The organism is Nostoc sp. DSM 114160, assembly GCF_053470305.1.
Genome location: NZ_JBPFGO010000001.1, coordinates 74,140 through 91,549, shown reverse-complemented (window position 1 = coordinate 91,549; position 17,410 = coordinate 74,140). Strand labels below are relative to the sequence as shown.

At 43.6% G+C, this 17,410-nt stretch carries 13 protein-coding genes and 5 pseudogenes; 16 read left to right on the top strand and 2 right to left on the bottom strand.

The window, feature by feature from the left end:
* The first annotated feature begins 73 nt into the window (after positions 1-73).
* The 9 genes from NSTCB13_RS00410 to NSTCB13_RS00370 all read left to right on the top strand — a co-directional run bounded on the left by NSTCB13_RS00410 (position 74) and on the right by NSTCB13_RS00370 (position 9,386).
* Positions 74-346: a hypothetical protein gene (locus NSTCB13_RS00410; protein WP_448268329.1), complete on the top strand. Its 273-nt coding sequence runs from the start codon at positions 74-76 to the stop codon at positions 344-346.
* Positions 306-932, top strand: coding sequence for an L-2-amino-thiazoline-4-carboxylic acid hydrolase (locus NSTCB13_RS00405; protein ID WP_448268328.1), 627 nt, complete (start codon positions 306-308; stop codon positions 930-932). The genes NSTCB13_RS00410 and NSTCB13_RS00405 overlap by 41 nt, the downstream gene beginning before the upstream one ends.
* Before the next feature lie 5 nt (positions 933-937).
* Entirely contained in the window at positions 938-2,371 is a 1,434-nt protein-coding gene (locus NSTCB13_RS00400; protein ID WP_448268327.1) for an FAD-binding protein, read from the top strand.
* Between the two features lie 97 nt (positions 2,372-2,468).
* The gene (locus tag NSTCB13_RS00395) at positions 2,469-3,893 is read left to right on the top strand and encodes a glutamyl-tRNA reductase (RefSeq protein ID WP_445637970.1); all 1,425 of its coding nucleotides are present in this window, start codon (positions 2,469-2,471) and stop codon (positions 3,891-3,893) included.
* Between the two features lie 40 nt (positions 3,894-3,933).
* Positions 3,934-4,998, top strand: coding sequence for an aromatic ring-hydroxylating dioxygenase subunit alpha (locus NSTCB13_RS00390; RefSeq protein ID WP_448270988.1), 1,065 nt, complete (start codon positions 3,934-3,936; stop codon positions 4,996-4,998).
* A 265-nt stretch (positions 4,999-5,263) separates the two neighbouring features.
* Complete coding sequence (gene hemE / locus NSTCB13_RS00385) at positions 5,264-6,316, top strand: uroporphyrinogen decarboxylase (RefSeq protein WP_445630090.1); 1,053 nt, start codon at positions 5,264-5,266, stop codon at positions 6,314-6,316.
* 5 nt (positions 6,317-6,321) lie between these two features.
* The gene (gene hemC, locus NSTCB13_RS00380; RefSeq protein WP_448270986.1) at positions 6,322-7,308 is read left to right on the top strand and encodes a hydroxymethylbilane synthase; all 987 of its coding nucleotides are present in this window, start codon (positions 6,322-6,324) and stop codon (positions 7,306-7,308) included.
* Between the two features lie 131 nt (positions 7,309-7,439).
* A complete protein-coding gene (gene hemB / locus NSTCB13_RS00375; RefSeq protein WP_448270984.1) occupies positions 7,440-8,432 on the top strand; it encodes a porphobilinogen synthase in 993 nt (330 codons plus the stop codon).
* Positions 8,433-8,480: 48 nt separating this feature from the next.
* Entirely contained in the window at positions 8,481-9,386 is a 906-nt protein-coding gene (locus NSTCB13_RS00370) for an alpha/beta fold hydrolase (RefSeq protein WP_448270982.1), read from the top strand.
* A 180-nt stretch (positions 9,387-9,566) separates the two neighbouring features.
* On the opposite strand, the gene NSTCB13_RS00365 is transcribed toward NSTCB13_RS00370, so the two are convergent.
* Together NSTCB13_RS00365 and NSTCB13_RS00360 are read right to left on the bottom strand one after the other, a co-directional pair.
* Complete coding sequence (locus NSTCB13_RS00365) at positions 9,567-9,725, bottom strand: hypothetical protein (RefSeq protein WP_448270980.1); 159 nt, start codon at positions 9,723-9,725, stop codon at positions 9,567-9,569.
* Between the two features lie 572 nt (positions 9,726-10,297).
* A pseudogene (locus NSTCB13_RS00360) lies at positions 10,298-10,865 on the bottom strand (IS1 family transposase); the annotation flags it as partial.
* Positions 10,866-10,896: 31 nt separating this feature from the next.
* On the opposite strand from NSTCB13_RS00360, the pseudogene hemF reads away from it, so the two are divergent.
* The 7 genes and pseudogenes from hemF to NSTCB13_RS00325 all read left to right on the top strand — a co-directional run.
* A pseudogene (hemF, locus tag NSTCB13_RS00355) lies at positions 10,897-11,892 on the top strand (oxygen-dependent coproporphyrinogen oxidase); the annotation flags it as partial.
* Between the two features lie 128 nt (positions 11,893-12,020).
* Entirely contained in the window at positions 12,021-13,214 is a 1,194-nt protein-coding gene (locus NSTCB13_RS00350; protein WP_448270978.1) for an ABC exporter membrane fusion protein, read from the top strand.
* A gap of 148 nt (positions 13,215-13,362) precedes the next feature.
* Entirely contained in the window at positions 13,363-14,538 is a 1,176-nt protein-coding gene (gene devC / locus NSTCB13_RS00345) for an ABC transporter permease DevC (protein ID WP_448270976.1), read from the top strand.
* An 83-nt stretch (positions 14,539-14,621) separates the two neighbouring features.
* Positions 14,622-15,369 (top strand): annotated as a pseudogene (locus tag NSTCB13_RS00340) (DevA family ABC transporter ATP-binding protein).
* A 78-nt stretch (positions 15,370-15,447) separates the two neighbouring features.
* A pseudogene (locus NSTCB13_RS00335) lies at positions 15,448-15,977 on the top strand (SOUL family heme-binding protein).
* A 120-nt stretch (positions 15,978-16,097) separates the two neighbouring features.
* Complete coding sequence (locus NSTCB13_RS00330) at positions 16,098-16,394, top strand: aminotransferase class III-fold pyridoxal phosphate-dependent enzyme (protein WP_448270975.1); 297 nt, start codon at positions 16,098-16,100, stop codon at positions 16,392-16,394.
* Positions 16,285-17,391 (top strand): annotated as a pseudogene (locus tag NSTCB13_RS00325) (aminotransferase class III-fold pyridoxal phosphate-dependent enzyme). The gene NSTCB13_RS00330 and the pseudogene NSTCB13_RS00325 overlap by 110 nt, the downstream one beginning before the upstream one ends.
* Positions 17,392-17,410: the final 19 nt, after the last annotated feature.

The window sequence follows — 17,410 nt, the reverse complement described above, 5'->3', positions numbered from 1 at the left end:
GTATTCCTGTGTATGTTTTTTAGCAGATATCTAGCGTTGACGCTCGTTTTACTATACTTATGGAGTTCTATTCATGCTAGTCCTGAATCGCCAAGGACATGCTAGCCCTGAATTAGTCAGGATAATAAACTCCATCTTTGAGCAGGATACCAAAGATTTGATTGACAAGTTATGTAGTCAATCGGAAGAATTTATGAGCAAAAGAGTTGATGGCGATCGCTATCTCCAATATAGCAGCGATCGCCCATTGATTACCTCGTTTTTCCAAGTCATTCAAATTAGTAAAAAAATACGGAGAAGTGCCAATGGACAACGTTATAGGTATTGGCGACATTACCATGAATGATGTGATGCAAATGGATTCTTCCAAAGCAGTGAGTATGTTTAGGAATCGATTTGCAGCCTACAAAAAGCTGGCAGATGAAATTGGAGAAGATGCAGCTTTTGAACAAATGATGTTAGCCTACCCCGCTCATCAAAAGGCTTTCATGGGTGCTTTCATCGATAATACCACCATAGCCAAAGGCTTTACCGATGCAATTCCGATCTTTCGGATCATGGGCTTCAAAATGCAAGTCGTAGATATTTCCCAACCAGGAAAAGATGCTGCACTAGAAATTCAACGAGTTTGTCCGGTTCTTACAATTGCCAAAGAATATGGGCTTGAAAGCCCTTGCCGAGTTATTTGTGAGATGGAACAAGAAGCAACCAGGAGAGCATTTCCTGGGATGAAAGCCGCAATTATTAGTAAACAGGCAGATGGTGACTGCGTTTGTATGTTCAAATATGAAAGACCTGCCAAAGGGTTAGAAGTAAAGCCACAAAAATCACCCAGCTTATTCTCTCATATTCTCGATTTGATTCGCTTGACTCCTAAAATCTTGCAGATTGGGATAAATCTTTTAAAAACGTCTCTTTCTAAAGGATCGTAACTTTTATGAATGGCATCATTCAAGACCTCAAGCATTTGATTGCAGGTGAAGTCAGCAACGCTTCAGAAATTTTGACAGAAGTTTCTCAAGATTTTGGTGGTATATTCCAAAAGTCTCCCCAAGTTGTTGTCACTCCTCAAAACGCTAACGATATTGCCCAAACTGTTAAATATGCCGCTCAAAAAGGATTAGTAGTTTCTTCACGTGCTGCGGGACATTCCTTAGGTGGTCAGTCTTTAAACCAAGATGGAATCGTTTTAAATATAAAGAATCTCGATAAAATTCGAGATATTCAAAAAGAGCAACTTTGGTTTAAAGCTGATGCGGGGACTTCTTGGAATCAAGTAATTGATGCTTGTATCCCTGATGGTTTAGTTCCTCCTGTATTAACCAATTATTTTGGTGTTTCTGTAGGAGGAACTCATTCTGCGGGTGGTATAGGTGCAGCCTCTTTTCTTTATGGAAATCAAGCTGATAATTGTCTTGGTGTAGAAGTTGTAACCGCAGAAGGCGAGATTCTCTGGTGTTCGCCTGAAGAAAACAGCGAACTTTTTAATCACGTACTTTGCGGTTACGGTCAGTTTGGAATTATTACCCAAGTTCAGCACAAACTTAGAATTTTCCCCTCTCAAACTCGCACTTATTTACTGTTCTATGACAACCTAGATGCTCTTTTGCATGACAAACGGGTTTTAGTAACCGAACAAAGAGTAGATCATCTCGTATCTTTCCCAGTTCCCTGTTTGCAAGGAGTATCTAGAGTAACAGGAATAATGCAACCTTTGATTCAATGGTTTTACACGTTGCGGATTACTGTTGAAGCAAATTGTCTTGACGTTATTGATGATAAAGAAATCTTTGCTGGCTTAAATTTTTACCGTCATATCCATACTGAAGACTTGGGATTTGAAAAATTCATCGAACCGATGATTCAAGTAGATAGCAAGGATATTGCTCACCCTTGGATGGATGTTTTTCTTCCGGCCTCATCTGCTAAAAATTACATCGAAACGGCTCTCAAACAGTTGCCTTCTTTTCTCGATATTAGTAAAGCGCAGATGGGCTGCTTTTGCTTGGTAAATCGCAATAATAAGATGCCGATGTTTCGTTTACCAAAAGAGGAAGAACTGATTATTGGGTTTGGAATTTATCCCAGCATTCCAAAATCGCAAGTTCAACCCATCTTAGCTGAATTGAAAAAGCTGAGTAATCTGAGTTTAGAAATGGGTGGAAAAAGATATTTAACTTGCTGGATAGATTTTACTATTCAACAGTGGCAAAGCCAATTTGGCGATTACTGGCCAAAAGTTAATGAAATTAAAAAGAAGTACGATCCCAAAGGGACATTTAACTCTGGCTTTTTTGAATACGAACAGATTGCCCAACCGGAAAACCAATTTGTTAAGGAAGTTGCTACAAAATCTGCGATCGCAGTATAAGTCACTTCTCAATCATCTTGTTTAAAATCAACTCTAATTCTCCATCCATATTACTTGACCGAGGCTCTAGAAGAGGACAAACTTCAAAAGAGGAAACATGAATATTGCACTTGTAGGTCTTAGTCATAAAACAGCTCCAGTTGAAATTCGGGAAAAACTGAGTATTCCAGAGGAGCAAATTGAAAACGCGATCGCCCAACTGTGTAAATACTCTCACATTGAAGAAGCTGCTATTCTTAGCACTTGCAATCGTTTAGAAATTTACGTAGTTGTCAACAAGATAGACCGAGCAGCTGCTGAGGTGACGGAGTTTCTTTGCGAGTACAGTAAACTGCCTTTTTCAGACTTACATCAATACTTGTTTACTCTGCTACAGCAAGATGCTGTTAAACATTTGATGCAAGTTGCTTCTGGTTTAGATAGCTTGGTGTTGGGAGAAGGACAAATTCTGGCTCAAGTTAAACACGCCTACCAATTAGTTCAGCAACACAATCAAGGCGAACGCATCCTCAATCAGTTGTTCAAGCAAGCTGTTACCACTGCAAAGCGGGTGAGAACGCAGACATCAATTGGTACGGGTGCGGTTTCGGTTAGCTCTGCGGCAGTAGAATTAGCCCAAATCAAAGTAGAGAAGTTATCGGCTTGTCGAGTGACAATTGTCGGCGCTGGTAACATGGCTCGGCGACTGGTACAACATCTCATCGCTAAAGGCGCAACTCAAATTTCCATTGTCAATCGTTCCGTCGAACGCGCCGAGGAATTGGCGAATCAATTTAGTGATGTTGGAGTGCAATATTATCCGCTTGCTGAATTGATGTCATTAGTGGCAGCTTCAGATTTAGTTTTTACTAGCACTGCTTCAGTTGAACCCTTGCTTGATAGAGCCAAACTCAAAGCTGCATTGCAACCCGAACAGCCTTTGATGCTGGTTGATATTTCAGTGCCTCGTAACGTTGATGCCGACGTTAATGAGTTGCCTCACGTTCGGGTGTTTAATGTTGATGATTTAAAAACCGTTGTTGCCCAGAATCAAGAAAGTCGCAGGCAAATGGCAATAGAGGCGCAAGCATTAATCCAAGTGGATTTAGAAGCGTTTCAAACTTGGTTGCGATCGCGAGAAACTGTTTCCATTATTAGCTGTTTGCGAGACAAAATGGAAAAAATTCGCGAACAAGAGTTAGAAAAAGCTTTGTCGCGTATGGGGTCTGATTTTGCTAAAAAACATCAAGAAGCCGTCGAAGCCCTAACTCAAAGGATTATCAACAAAATTCTCCACGAACCAATGGTGCAATTGCGGACGCAGCGAGATTTGGAAGCTCAACGTCTTGTCCTCCAGGTTCTACAAGTGTTGTTTAATCTAGATACGGCAGAGGTGCAATCTAATGTTGTTGCCCAAACATCCTCTTTATCAATCAGCACCGTAGAGATAGCAGCAAAAAACATCAATGTTACTCAAATGAGACTTGAAAGTATTGAAGTCCATGCAAAAGTTGAAGAAGTTATTGCTCAAAGCGTAACTTAAGAAACTCCATGATTCTTAATAGCAATAACAGGAAGCAAGTATGTTAAAAAACTTCTGGTACGCTTGTGAGTTCAGCGCCGCCGTTACCACAAAGCCCAAGCAAGTTCGGATATTAAATCAGAAATTTGTCTTCTACCGTAACGCTAAAGGACAACTAATCGCTTTACAAGATCGGTGTCCCCATCGTGGCGCTGCCTTATCTCTCGGTTGGGTAAAAGATGATTGTGTCTATTGCCCCTATCATGCCTGGAAGTTTCAAGCAGATGGGAAATGTATTAATATTCCTGCTAATCAACCCGGAATTCCTATTCCTAAGAATGCTCGTGTAGATAGCTATCCAATACAGGAAAAATACGGTTTTATCTGGCTATTTTATGGTGATTTACCAGAAGAAGAACGTCCGCCAATCCCACCATTGCCAGAATTTGAAGACCCAAGGCTACAGAAAATTTTCTTTGAATACGAACTGAACGCTCACTACACCCGCACGCTAGAGAATGATATGGATATGTCTCACGTATCTATTATTCATTCCAAGTCTTTCGGGAATGGGTTTGCATTAGAGCAAAAAATGGAAGATTACGAGCTGAATATCGGCGAGTGGGAAGGTCACGCCAAAGTTAATGTCCGAGATTATACCAAAGCAAAAGACATTTTCGCCTTTGTCTTTCGCCCGTTGAAAGCCAATGTAAAGGTGACTCTGGGCTTTTATATGCCCAATATCACGCGCTTAGTGGTTGACTTCGGTCGTGGCAAGCTAGTTAATTTTACTGTTCACGTTCCTGTTGACGATCGCACCACCATTACTAAGCGAATTCAGTTCCGCAGTTTTTTAACTTTCCCTTGGGCCGATGGCATCTTTCAACGGGCAGCTTACAAAGTTGTGATGGAAGATAAGGGAGTGGTTGAGTCTGAATATCCGATGGCAGTTCCAGATAAGTTGTCAGACGAAGTTCACGTTCCTTGCGATAATTTATCTCTTGCTTATCGCAAACTTCGGCAAAAATGTTTGGCGATGGGATGGGGTATGAAACCCGATCGAAACCCATCAAACAACTCGAACGGAAATTTAATCCAACCTTCTTCTGTTTTATTGAAGAACTAAATTTAGAGTTTGCATAACTAGGGCGGGCAAGATGCATTGGTGTCACCCCACCCTAACCCTCCCCTTTACAAGGGGAGGGAACTGGATTTCTTTTTCCCCCTTTATAAGGGGGGATTAAGGGGGGTAAAGCGTATGTGGGACAAGCGTTTAAGCTGAAGTTGACAGCCCCACAAGATTGGATTATTTGTTGCCAATGACAAATTTTTGAAGGCAATTGTGCATACTCGGTCTTGAAATGACAATTATTAAATCCAGGGAGAAATACATGGGAAATTATACGTTACTGCAAGCTGCGCGAGGTGAGGTACTCGATCGCCCTCCAGTATGGGTGATGCGCCAAGCAGGTCGCTACATGAAAGTTTATCGAGATTTGCGTCAGAAGTATCCTTCGTTTCGCGATCGCTCCGAAAACCCCGATCTGGCCGTGGAAATCTCGCTGCAACCTTTCCATGCCTTCCAACCCGACGGGGTGATTATGTTTTCCGATATCCTCACGCCGTTGCCTGGTATGGGTATCTCGTTTGATATTCTTGAAAGTAAAGGGCCGATATTCGAGCGACCAATCCGCACGCCAGCACAAATTGAGGCGCTGACTGCCCTTGAACCCGAAGCTTCTTTACCCTTCGTGCAGCAAATTCTGAGGACGCTACGCCAAGAAGTTAACACTCAAGCTACCGTTTTGGGGTTTGTGGGCGCACCTTGGACATTAGCTGCTTATGCAATTGAAGGTAAAAGCTCGAAAGACTACGCCATTATTAAGAAGATGGCTTTTTGCGAACCTGCAATGCTGCATCAATTCTTAGGGAAACTGGCAGATGCGATCGCAGTTTACGCCCGTTACCAAATTGATGCCGGTGCCCAAGTCGTGCAACTGTTTGATTCTTGGGCGGGACAACTCAGCCCTGAAGATTTCCAAACGTTTTCCCTACCTTACCTGCAACGAGTCGTGCAACAGGTTAAGGCAACGCACCCGGATACACCCCTGATTTTGTATATCAACAACAGTGCTGGAATTCTAGAGTTAATGGCGCAATCGGGTGTTGATATCATTAGCGTAGACTGGACTGTAGATATGGCAGTAGCGCGGCAACGACTTGGTGCAAATATTGGAGTCCAAGGAAATATCGATCCGTGCGTGTTGTTTGGTACTAAAGAACTAATCCGCGATCGCATTCTCGACACGATTCGCAAAGCGGGGAACCAAAAGCACATCCTCAATCTCGGTCACGGGATTTTACAGAACACTCCCGAAGAGAATGTTGCTTTCTTTTTCGAGACAGTCAAACAACTCAGCTACTCGTCAAACGATCTTAACTAAAAGTTATGACTCCAGTTCAACCCGCTTCATCTCACATCTCGACTCCGGTTCGCACCATCCGCATCGGTTCTCGGAAAAGCCAACTCGCACTCGTACAAACTTACTGGGTTCGAGAACAACTCCAAAAGCACTTTCCCGATATTTCCTTTGAAGTCCACACCATGTCCACCCAAGGCGATAACATCTTGGATGTGGCGTTAGCCAAGATTGGCGATAAGGGACTATTTACCAAAGAACTCGAATTAGGAATGCTCAACCAGGAGATTGACTTTGCAGTTCACTCTCTCAAGGATCTGCCGACTTGCTTGCCAGAGGGGTTGGCGTTAGCAGCCGTCACAGAACGGGAAAACCCGGCAGATGCTTTAGTTGTGCATGAAAAACACAAAGATAAGCAAATCGATACCCTGCCAGAAGGCACAGTCATCGGTACTTCTTCCCTACGCCGCCTTGCACAATTGCGTTATCACTTCCCCCACTTTACTTTTAAGGACGTGCGCGGCAACTTAAATACGCGCTTGGCAAAGTTGGATGATGGAGAATACGATGCGCTAATTTTGGCAGCAGCAGGATTGCAACGATTGGGAATGAGCGATCGCATTCATCAAATTCTGCCCACCGAACTTTCTCTTTATGCCGTCGGACAGGGAGCTTTAGGGATTGAATGCCGCGCTGAGGATTTGCAAGTACTGTCATTACTCAAAGCAATCGAACACGTTCCCACCCGCGATCGCGTTTTAGCCGAGCGTGCCTTCTTGCGAGAACTAGAAGGCGGTTGCCAAGTACCAATCGGTGTTAATACGCAACTAGACGAGAATAATCTTACATTAACAGGATTAGTCGCCAGCGTCGATGGCAAACGTCTAGTAAAAGATTCTGTCACGGGCACTGCTAGCGAAGCGGAAAATTTAGGTATTCAATTAGCTCATAACTTGCGGGAACAGGGAGCGACAGACATTTTGGCTGAAATTTTCCACACAGTCCAGCGGAGTTAAGGGCTTGCAACTAAGTAGGCAGGGGGGAAACAGAAAAATACGATTAAAAAGGAAAAGATTTTTTCGCTCGCCGCTTTCCCCTTTACCCCTTACCCTTTACCCTTTACCCTTTCATCGTTCATTTTAATATTATGTTTCCAATTCATCGCCCGCGTCGGCTGAGAAGCCATCCCCAATTGCGGCGGATGGTGCGCGAAAATGTACTGACAACCAGCGATCTAATTTACCCGCTTTTTGCCGTACCGGGTGAAGCGATCGCCAATGAAATTAAATCCATGCCAGGAGTTTACCAACTTTCTGTAGATAAAATCGTCGAAGAAGCGAAGGAAGTTTACGACCTCGGCATTCCAGCGATTATTTTATTTGGGATTCCTGAAGACAAGGATTTAGACGCAACGGGCGGTTGGCACGATTGCGGCATCGTGCAGCAAGCTGCCACCGCCGTCAAACAAGCAGTCCCAGAATTAATCGTCATTGCCGATACCTGTCTGTGCGAATACACTACTCACGGACACTGCGGTTATTTAGAAGTAGGTGATTTAACCGGGCGCGTTCTCAACGATCCGACACTGGAATTGCTGAAAAAAACGGCAGTATCGCAAGTCAAAGCTGGTGTAGATATCATCGCGCCTTCGGGAATGATGGATGGTTTCGTGCAAGCCATTCGTTCGGGTTTAGATGAAGCTGGTTTCCAAGATACGCCGATTCTGTCCTATGCTGCTAAGTATGCTTCGGCTTACTACGGGCCTTTCCGAGATGCTGCGGAGTCTACACCACAATTTGGCGATCGCAGAACCTACCAAATGGACTTTGGTAACGGTCGTGAAGCCTTAAAAGAAATCGAACTCGACATTATCGAAGGTGCAGATATGTTAATGGTCAAGCCAGCCTTGGCTTACATGGATATTATCTGGCGCGTCAAGGAAGCAAGCAATCTACCCGTTGCTGCTTACAACGTTTCTGGCGAATACTCGATGGTTAAAGCTGCTGCCCTCAACGGTTGGATTGAGGAAGAACGGGTGGTCATGGAAACATTGACTGGTTTTAAACGGGCTGGCGCTGACTTGATTCTCACCTATCACGCCAAAGATGCAGCCCGTTGGTTAGCAAAACTTGGCAATTAAACTTTCTAGTTTTGATTTAATGTCGTTCGTCTAGAGGAGGAATAAATCATGTTCATTCCACTCGGTTTTGTTCAACGCTCCGTTTTAACTAGCTTGGGAAAGATGGCCTATTACACTAACCAAGGTGAACTTTGGGCAACCGATGGAGTGGGCGATACGCCATCGGGCACGTTACCCGAAACTTTGATATTCTTCCACGGTATTGGAGGTGGAGCATCTGCCTACGGGTGGTCGAAGGTGTATCCAGCATTTGCAGGAGATTATAGAGTGTTGGCACCCGACTTGATTGGCTGGGGGCGATCGGATCGTCTTGAACAAAATTATCTTCCAGGCGACTACATCGCAATGCTAATTGAGTTCATCGAGAAGACGTGCCAAGCCCCTGTAACAATAATTGCTTCTTCCCTAACTGGAGCATTTGCGATCCGAGCCGCAGTCAAACGTCCCGACCTCTTTAGATCGCTCATTCTTACGCTTCCGTCAGGCATTAAAGACTTTAGGCAATACTATAGCAATAGTTTTTTCGCTCAAATTGCTAGCGTTCCTATTCTCGATCGCGTTCTTTATGCAGGACAAGTCAGCAGCTTTGGCATTCGTGACTTTTTTGAGCGAGTGTTTGCTCAACCCAATCGTCTTTCTCCCGAAATTGTAGAAGCTTTTGTGCAATCGGCGCAGCAGCCAAATGCCGAGTATGCTGCCCTGTCATTTTTACAAGGTAACTCATCCTTCGATCTATCAGAATACATTCCAAGATTGACAACGCCTACCATCTTTATTTGGGGAAACCAAGCGAAGTTTACAGGGCCGGATGTAGGGCGTCGCCTTGCAAATCTAAATCCACAAGCAATTCAAGCATTTATAGAACTAGAAAATGTAGGGTTGAATCCAGAACTGGAAGTGCCGGAAGTAATAATCGGATTAATTCGCAAGTTTTTGCCTGTGTTGAAGCAGTAAATTTTTGATATGGCGCTTCTTAGTTGAGTACAATACAGACCTAACTCCCTTCCTTACAAGGGAATGGGAGTAAGATTCAAAGCCTCTCTTCTTTTAGGATAGGACTTACTCAAAAATAGCCAACTTTGCTTAATCGCGCAGCAGTTTGCCGTAGGCTACCGCCAAGAACACCAAGAGTTCTTAAAGTTTTATCTTTAATGCATCGACCTGCAACTTTAATGCATCGACCTGCAACTTTGATGCATCGACCTGCAACTTTGATGCATCGACCTGCAACTTTGATGCATTGACCTGCAACTTTGATGCATCGACCTGCAACTTTGATGCATCGACCTGCAAAAATTAACTTTCCCTACGTTACCCAACAACTCTAAAAGATTTTTGTGTACGCGGTAGCCTTTTTAAGAAGGGCTAGGGCGTGTTTTCAAAGTCTTAGATCCGCCCAACCCCCCTTAAAAAGCTACCGTGTATACACAAGTCGAATTACCCCCCTTAATCCCCCCTTATAAAGGGGGGAAAAAGAAATCTAGTTCCCTCCCCTTTATAAGGGGAGGGTTAGGGTGGGGTAAAACCAGGATTTATCAACTACTTGAGACTTGTGTATACACCGTAGCTTAAAAAGGGGGGCAAAGAGTCTCTTAAAGTTCCCCTTAAGAAGGGGGATCTAAAAAGTTAGGAGGCTAAACAAAAATGTTCGCTATTAGCAAATAGGAAAAATAGGTTGATCTCATGAACACTACTTTAACTCCTCAAGCAACTCAATCCAAGGTGTTGCATATTTGCGGGATGAATTAGGCTTAAAGGGTGACAAAACCGTCATGGAGGTAATGAAGTAATAATTTAATTGAAAGCCTAAGCATTTCCTCTGATTTGGAATAACACAAAGTCTTACGATGGAGGCGAGCCAAATAATGTCTTAATCTTGTATTTTCTCCTTCAACTCTCGTCATATATGTTTTCTTAACAATATGATCTCCATGATCAATAAAACATGGATAAACCGGGTATCCATCTGTTACATAAAAATAGCTTCTCCAACACTTGATAATCTTCCATAACTTTTCAAAGGTTTTTGCACTACGGTCTCCTAATACCCAGGCGAGAATTCCCGAATAGCTTTTATTTACTGCCGTCCAAATCCATTTCTTGTTTTTTTTTACCAACAAAAGTTTCCAATTCATCCACTTGGGTTACTTCAGGAATTTCAATACTCGGCGGTGCATCAGGTAAGGGGTCTGCGGCTTGTTTCACCCATTGAATTACCGTATTATGGTTAACTCCTGTTTGTCGCTCAATTGCTCGAAAACCTGTACCATTAACATACATTGTCAAACATTGTCTCTTAATTTCATCTGAATAACCTCGCTTTGAATATGATTCTACAAATTGGCGATCGCATCGCACACAGATGTAGTTCTGCTTACCACGACGATGCCCGTTCTTACGTATATGAGTAGATGCACAATTAGGACAGTTCATCCCTTAATTATGCAACACCCAATCCAAACCTCTACTTCCAGTTGATGCCAAGGCTAGAGTTAGCCAGTTCATGCGACAGCTGCAAGACGAAATCTGTCAGGGTTTGCAACAGCTAGATGGCGAAGGCACGTTTCAGGAAGATGCATGGGAACGAGCCGAAGGAGGTGGCGGGCGATCGCGCGTTATCCGCGACGGTGCAGTATTCGAGCAAGGTGGAGTTAATTTCTCTGAAGTCTGGGGTTCTCATTTGCCGCCTTCAATCTTGGCACAACGTCCAGAGGCTAATGGACATCAGTTTTATGCCACCGGAACTTCGATGGTATTGCATCCGCGCAATCCTTACGTGCCAACGGTTCATCTCAACTACCGCTACTTTGAAGCTGGCCCCGTTTGGTGGTTTGGCGGCGGCATCGATTTAACGCCTTACTATCCGTTTGCTGAAGATGCAGCCCACTTTCATTACACATTAAAACAAGCTTGTGACGCGCACGATCCCGAATATTATCCAGTGTTTAAACCTTGGTGCGACGAGTATTTTTATCTCAAACACCGTCAAGAAATGCGGGGCATTGGCGGCATCTTTTTTGACTATCAAGATGGTGAAGGTCAGCTTTATCGAGGCCCCGATCCCAAAGGAACAGCCGCACATAACAGCGATCGCGTTGGCATCCCAGCAACCCGCAATTGGGAAGAATTATTTGCATTCGCACAAGGTTGCGGTAAAGCTTTTCTACCTGCTTACACGCCAATTGTCAAGCGGCGGCAGTCAATGGAGTATGGCGATCGCCAACGTAATTTTCAATTATATCGGCGCGGACGCTACGTTGAATTCAATTTAGTTTACGATCGCGGCACGATTTTCGGACTGCAAACTAACGGACGCACCGAGTCAATTTTAATGTCTTTACCTCCATTAGTGCGTTGGGAATACGGCTATCAACCCGAACCAAACACCCCAGAAGCCGAGTTATACGAAGTATTCTTAAAGCCTCAAGATTGGGCAAGCCTGACATCTCTTGTAGTTTAACTTTTGCTGTCAAAACATAAGAAATGTCATTTGTCATTAGTCATTTGTCATTCGTGTTTACAAAGGACAAATGACTAATGACCAAGGACAATTTTACTAAAGTCCTCGCTGAAATTTGAAGGATTGACATGAATTTACAATCGCTCTCAAAACCTTCAACACAATGGATGCTGGCTGTAGTTGTGGCTGGTACAGCTCTTACAGGAATTATCGCTTTTTACGGTGTTTCTCAATCAAAATCAACCAGCAAACCTGTTGAAGTTGTGCAACCGAAACCAAAGATTGAGGAAATTACCGCTTTGGGACGGATAGAACCAGCAACGGAAGTTATCAAAGTATCCGTACCTGCGACATTAAGCAACGATCGCGTAGCCGAACTACTCGTACAGCGAGGCGGTAGCGTTAAAGCAGGTCAAGCGATCGCCATTATGGATTCGCGCGATCGCTTGCAAAATGCTCTACTGGAAGCGCAAGCACAAGTCAAAGTATCCCAAGCAGAGTTAGCCAAGGTGCAAGCTGGTGCAAAATCAGGAGAAATTGCCGCCCAAAAAGCTGAGATCGATCGCCTTGAAGAAGAGTTAAAGGGCGAAATATCTACTAGACATGCCACCATCTCTCGCTGGCAAGCCGAAGTTAAAACTGCCAATAGTGAGTATAATCGTTATTCCTCGCTTTACCAAAACGGCGCGATTTCTGCTGTGGAAGTAGATCGAAAACAACTAACTCTAGAAACAGCGCAAGCACAGCTTACCGAAGCTAGAGCTAACCAAAATAAGAGTGTAGATACCCTACGGCAGCAAATCGAGCAAGCTAAGGCCAACCTAAATAAAATTGCTGAGGTACGTCCGGTAGACGTGCAAGCAGCTGAGGCCGAGGTTAATAAAGCGATCGCCGCAGTCAAAAAAGCTGAAGCCGATCTCGCTGAAGTTTATATCCGCGCACCTATAGCGGGTCGCATTCTCGATATTAAAGCCAAACCCGGAGAAGTCGTTGGCGAAAAAGGCATTGCCGAACTCGGACAAACCACCTCGATGGAAGCGATCGCAGAGATATATCAAACTGATATTGGCAAAGTTCGTGAAGGTCAACAGGCAACGATTTCGAGTGAGTCGTTCTCCCAACAGTTGCGCGGAACCGTTCGGCTGATTGGACTACAGGTGATCCAACAAGAAGTCACTAGCGGCGAACCTGGAGAAAACCTCGATCGCAAAGTTGTTGAAGTGAGAATTGCACTCGATCTCCAAGCTAGCAAACAAGTTGCAAACTTAACTAACTTGCAAGTACAGGTTGCCATTCAGCCGAATAACAATATCAACCAATAAAAGAGAATAGCCAAAATTAATACTAATTATCAAAAATAATGCAGCAAACAAACCATTTTGTAGAGACGCGATTCATCGCGTCTTCACTTCACCCAAAGATATGTTGCTTAAATTTTGAATTTATAATTTTGAATTGGAGCGCAGCAACTTGACTATATTCGGTAAATTATTTCGTAAAACCCCACTTGCTTGGCGGCAAATGAGCCGTCAAAAGACTCGATTGTTCGTTGCTATAGCAGGAATTGCCTTTGCTGATTTTTTAATGTTTTTTCAACTCGGAGTTAGGGATGCACTATTTGATTCGCAAGTTACTCCCTATACCACGCTTAAAGGAGATTTATTTTTAGTCAATAAACTGTCTGATAACTTGCAATCTATCAAAAGTTTTTCCAGAAATAAACTCTATAAAATAGCAGGTGTTAACGGTGTAAAATCCCTGGCGACGCTATATGTCAGTCAAGCATCGTGGCGAAATCCTGAAAATCTAGCTAGCCGTAAACTTTTCGTCTATGGAATCAATCCAAATCAGCCAGCATTTGACTTACCAGAAGTCAATCAACAATTGAATAAACTGAAGTTATTGAATCGAGCGTTATTTGATAGAGCTGGATTGGTTCCTCAGCTTGGGGACGTTCCTAGTTTGCTGAAAAAACAGAATCCGCTTATCGTCCAAACTAACGATTATCAAATTCAAATAGTTGGATTATTTAAGCTTGGTTCTTCTTTTTCTGCTGACGGCAATTTAATTGTCAGCGATTCTACCTTTTTACGACTCTTTCCCCAACGCCAAGCAAACGACATCGATCTGGGTATTGTTGAGGTAGAATCAAATGCCTCCATTGAGCAGATCCAAGCTGATTTACGAGCCAAGCTACCGGATGATTTACTAGTTCTAAACATCGCTGAATTCACTGCTCGTGAAAGTGCATATTGGTCTACAGGCTCCTCTATTGGCCCGACTTTTAACCTTGGTGTCGCAATCGGTTTTTTAGTTGGAGCAGTCATTGTTTATCAAATTCTTTATACTGATGTCTCAGATCATTTGCCCGAATATGCAACTTTAAAAGCAATGGGTTACAGCGATATATATCTAATTAGAGTTATCGCTCAAGAAGCGTTTATTTTAGCGGTTTTGGGGTTTATTCCAGGTTTTTTGCTCTCAAGTGGATTTTACATTTTTTTTCAATCCGTGACGTTTTTACCGACTGCAATGAAAGTACCTCGTGCGGTAACTGTGCTAATTTTGACTTTCGTCATGTGTATTGGTGCGGGAGCGATCGCTATGCAAAAATTACGAGCAGCCGATCCAGCTGATATCTTCTAAGTTTTGAGTTGAAGTTTAGTAAAATACCGCATCCAAAACTCATAGTTTTCGAGAACGAAACCCAAATTTACAGTTGAACTCTCATGCTGCAAGAAATTAGTCTCGTAACTCAAAGCTCAAAACTCAAAGTTCAAAATACTTCCCAACAACCAGTTATTTCAGTTTGCCATCTCGATTACTACTTCGGTCAGGGACAACTCTGCAAGCAAGTCTTGTTTGATATTAACCTCGACATTTATTCTGGAGAGATCGTGATTATGACTGGCCCATCTGGTTCTGGTAAAACCACTTTACTAACACTAATAGGTGGATTGAGAGCCGCAAAAGAAGGCAACTTGAAAGTTTTGGGACAGGAAATGTGTGGAGCTAGTAAGCGGCAATTGATGGAAGTGCGGCGGCAGATTGGTTATATTTTTCAGGCACACAATTTATTGACTTTCTTAACTGCCAAGCAGAATGTCCGAATGTCTTTAGAACTGCATGATGAGTATCTAAAGCAAGATATGGATCGGCTGGCGACGGATACTCTCAAAAGTGTTGGTTTGGGCGATCGCATCGATTATTATCCAGACAGTCTCTCTGGAGGGCAAAAGCAGCGAGTTGCGATCGCTCGTGCCCTAGTCAGCCATCCTAAAATTGTTCTTGCTGACGAACCTACTGCTGCTCTCGATAAAAAATCAGGGTCGCGATGTTGTAGATATCATGCAGCGTTTAGCTAAAGAGCAGGGTTGCACCATTTTACTCGTCACTCACGATAATCGAATTCTTGATATTGCCGATCGCATTATCCACATGGAAGATGGACGGTTAGTACAAGAAGTGGGAAAGTAAGAAACGCATTAATTTTAATTATTTGTGGAAGTCTGATGAGTCAAACCGAAGAACCAAAATATTGCGTATTGCAATCCTATGATGATATTGAAATCCGGCAATACGAGCCAAAAATTGTTGCCGAAACAGTCATTGAAGCCCCAAAGAGATCGAGCAAACAAAGCTGCATTTTCGATTCTTGCCGCTTACATATTTGGTGAAAACACATCTGTAACAAAAATTGCCATGACCGCGCCCGTTACGCAATCCCAGCCAAGTGAAAAAATCGCCATGACTGCGCCCGTCATTCAACAACAAGCGGGAGAAAATATTGCTACAAGCACTTGGGCGGTACAGTTCGTAATGCCCTCAGAATACACCCTGGCAACGCTGCCAAAACCAAAAGATTCTCGCATTGCTATCAAAGAAGTTCCAGCAACAAAGTAGCAGCAATCCGTTTCTCTGGTTTAGCTGGGGATGAACAATTGAAAGAAAAGGAAGCCAAATTATATGCTTTTCTTGCTCGGCAAGGTATCGAGACAAAAGGTAAACCGATTTATGCTTTTTATGACTCTCCCTTCATCTTGCCCGCATTCAGACGCAATGAAGTCATGCTCGAATTGAAATAATATCTGCACGTTTTGATTGTCACTTTTAATAATTAGATTCTCGCTCTTTGCGATCGCATTATCCACAAAAGGTAATCGATTAACTTTAGAACGCAGTCAAATATCTCAGGAGCAAAAATTATGATTGCAACGACTCAGTTAAAAATTACTAAATCAAAGGAAATCTTTGCTGCTGCCCAAAAACTAATGCCAGGAGGAGTCAGTTCTCCCGTGCGGGCTTTCAAATCTGTTGGCGGACAGCCGATTGTGTTCGATCGCGTCAAGGATGCTTACATCTGGGATGTGGATGGCAATCAATATATCGATTATGTCGGCAGTTGGGGGCCTGCTATCTGCGGTCACGCTCATCCTGAAGTTATTGCTGCTCTCCACGATGCCTTGGAAAAAGGAACTAGCTTTGGTGCGCCTGTTATCTAGAAAATGTACTGGCACAGATGGTAATCGATGCTGTTCCCAGTATCGAAATGGTGCGTTTTGTCAACTCCGGCACAGAAGCTTGTATGGCTGTGCTTCGTCTGATGCGAGCTTTTACGGGGCGGGAGAAGTAATCAAGTTTGAAGGCTGCTACCACGGACACGCCGATATGTTTCTTGTGAAGGCTGGCTCTGGCATTGCCACCCTTGGCTTGCCGGATTCTCCTGGCGTGCCCAAATCCGTAACTAGCAACACGCTGACGGCTCCTTTCAACGATTTAGAAGCAGTAAGAGTATTATTCGAGCAAAATCCCGATGAAATTGCTGGTGTCATTGTTGAACCTGTGGTTGGAAATGCAGGTTTTATCCACCTGCTGCGGGTTTTCTTGAAGGTTGCGAAAACTGACGCAGGAGTATGGAGCGCTGCTGGTATTTGATGAAGTGATGACGGGCTTTCGCATCGCTTACGGTGGAGCGCAGGAAAATTTGGTGTCATTCCTGACTTGACTACCTTAGGTAAGGTCATCGGTGGCGGTTTACCCGTAGGCGCTTATGGCGGTCGCCAAGAAATTATGTCGATGGTTGCTCCAGCCGGAAACGTGTATCAAGCCGGAACGCTTTCGGGCAATCCACTGGCAATGACGGCAGGAATTAAGACGCTAGAGTTGTTGCAACGGCCTGGAACTTACGAGTATCTCCATCGCCTTACAAAGCGACTCACAAATGGGATACTCGAAATTGCTAAACAAACAGGTCACGCGGCCTGCGGCGGTCACATTAACGGCATGTTTGGTTTCTTCTTTAACGAAAGCCCAGTTCGCAATTATGAAGATGCCAAAAAGTCTGACTTAAGTAAATTTGCTAGCTTCCATCGCGGTATGTTGGAACATGGAATTTATTTAGCTCCATCTCAATTTGAAGCTGGATTTACTTCTTTAGCTCATACCGAAGCAGACATCGATTGCACCCTTGAAGCAGTCCGAACAGTTATGTCTCAGTGAGTTAGTGGTCTATCAAGCC

Bases quoted from the DNA above. Each gene is read 5' to 3' on its own strand.
- NSTCB13_RS00410 (WP_448268329.1), top strand. From the start codon at position 74: ATGCTAGTCCTGAATCGCCAAGGACATGCTAGCCCTGAATTAGTCAGG.
- NSTCB13_RS00405 (WP_448268328.1), top strand. From the start codon at position 306: ATGGACAACGTTATAGGTATTGGCGACATTACCATGAATGATGTGATG.
- NSTCB13_RS00400 (WP_448268327.1), top strand. From the start codon at position 938: ATGAATGGCATCATTCAAGACCTCAAGCATTTGATTGCAGGTGAAGTC.
- NSTCB13_RS00395 (WP_445637970.1), top strand. From the start codon at position 2,469: ATGAATATTGCACTTGTAGGTCTTAGTCATAAAACAGCTCCAGTTGAA.
- NSTCB13_RS00390 (WP_448270988.1), top strand. From the start codon at position 3,934: ATGTTAAAAAACTTCTGGTACGCTTGTGAGTTCAGCGCCGCCGTTACC.
- hemE (WP_445630090.1), top strand. From the start codon at position 5,264: ATGGGAAATTATACGTTACTGCAAGCTGCGCGAGGTGAGGTACTCGAT.
- hemC (WP_448270986.1), top strand. From the start codon at position 6,322: ATGACTCCAGTTCAACCCGCTTCATCTCACATCTCGACTCCGGTTCGC.
- hemB (WP_448270984.1), top strand. From the start codon at position 7,440: ATGTTTCCAATTCATCGCCCGCGTCGGCTGAGAAGCCATCCCCAATTG.
- NSTCB13_RS00370 (WP_448270982.1), top strand. From the start codon at position 8,481: ATGTTCATTCCACTCGGTTTTGTTCAACGCTCCGTTTTAACTAGCTTG.
- NSTCB13_RS00350 (WP_448270978.1), top strand. From the start codon at position 12,021: ATGAATTTACAATCGCTCTCAAAACCTTCAACACAATGGATGCTGGCT.
- NSTCB13_RS00330 (WP_448270975.1), top strand. From the start codon at position 16,098: ATGATTGCAACGACTCAGTTAAAAATTACTAAATCAAAGGAAATCTTT.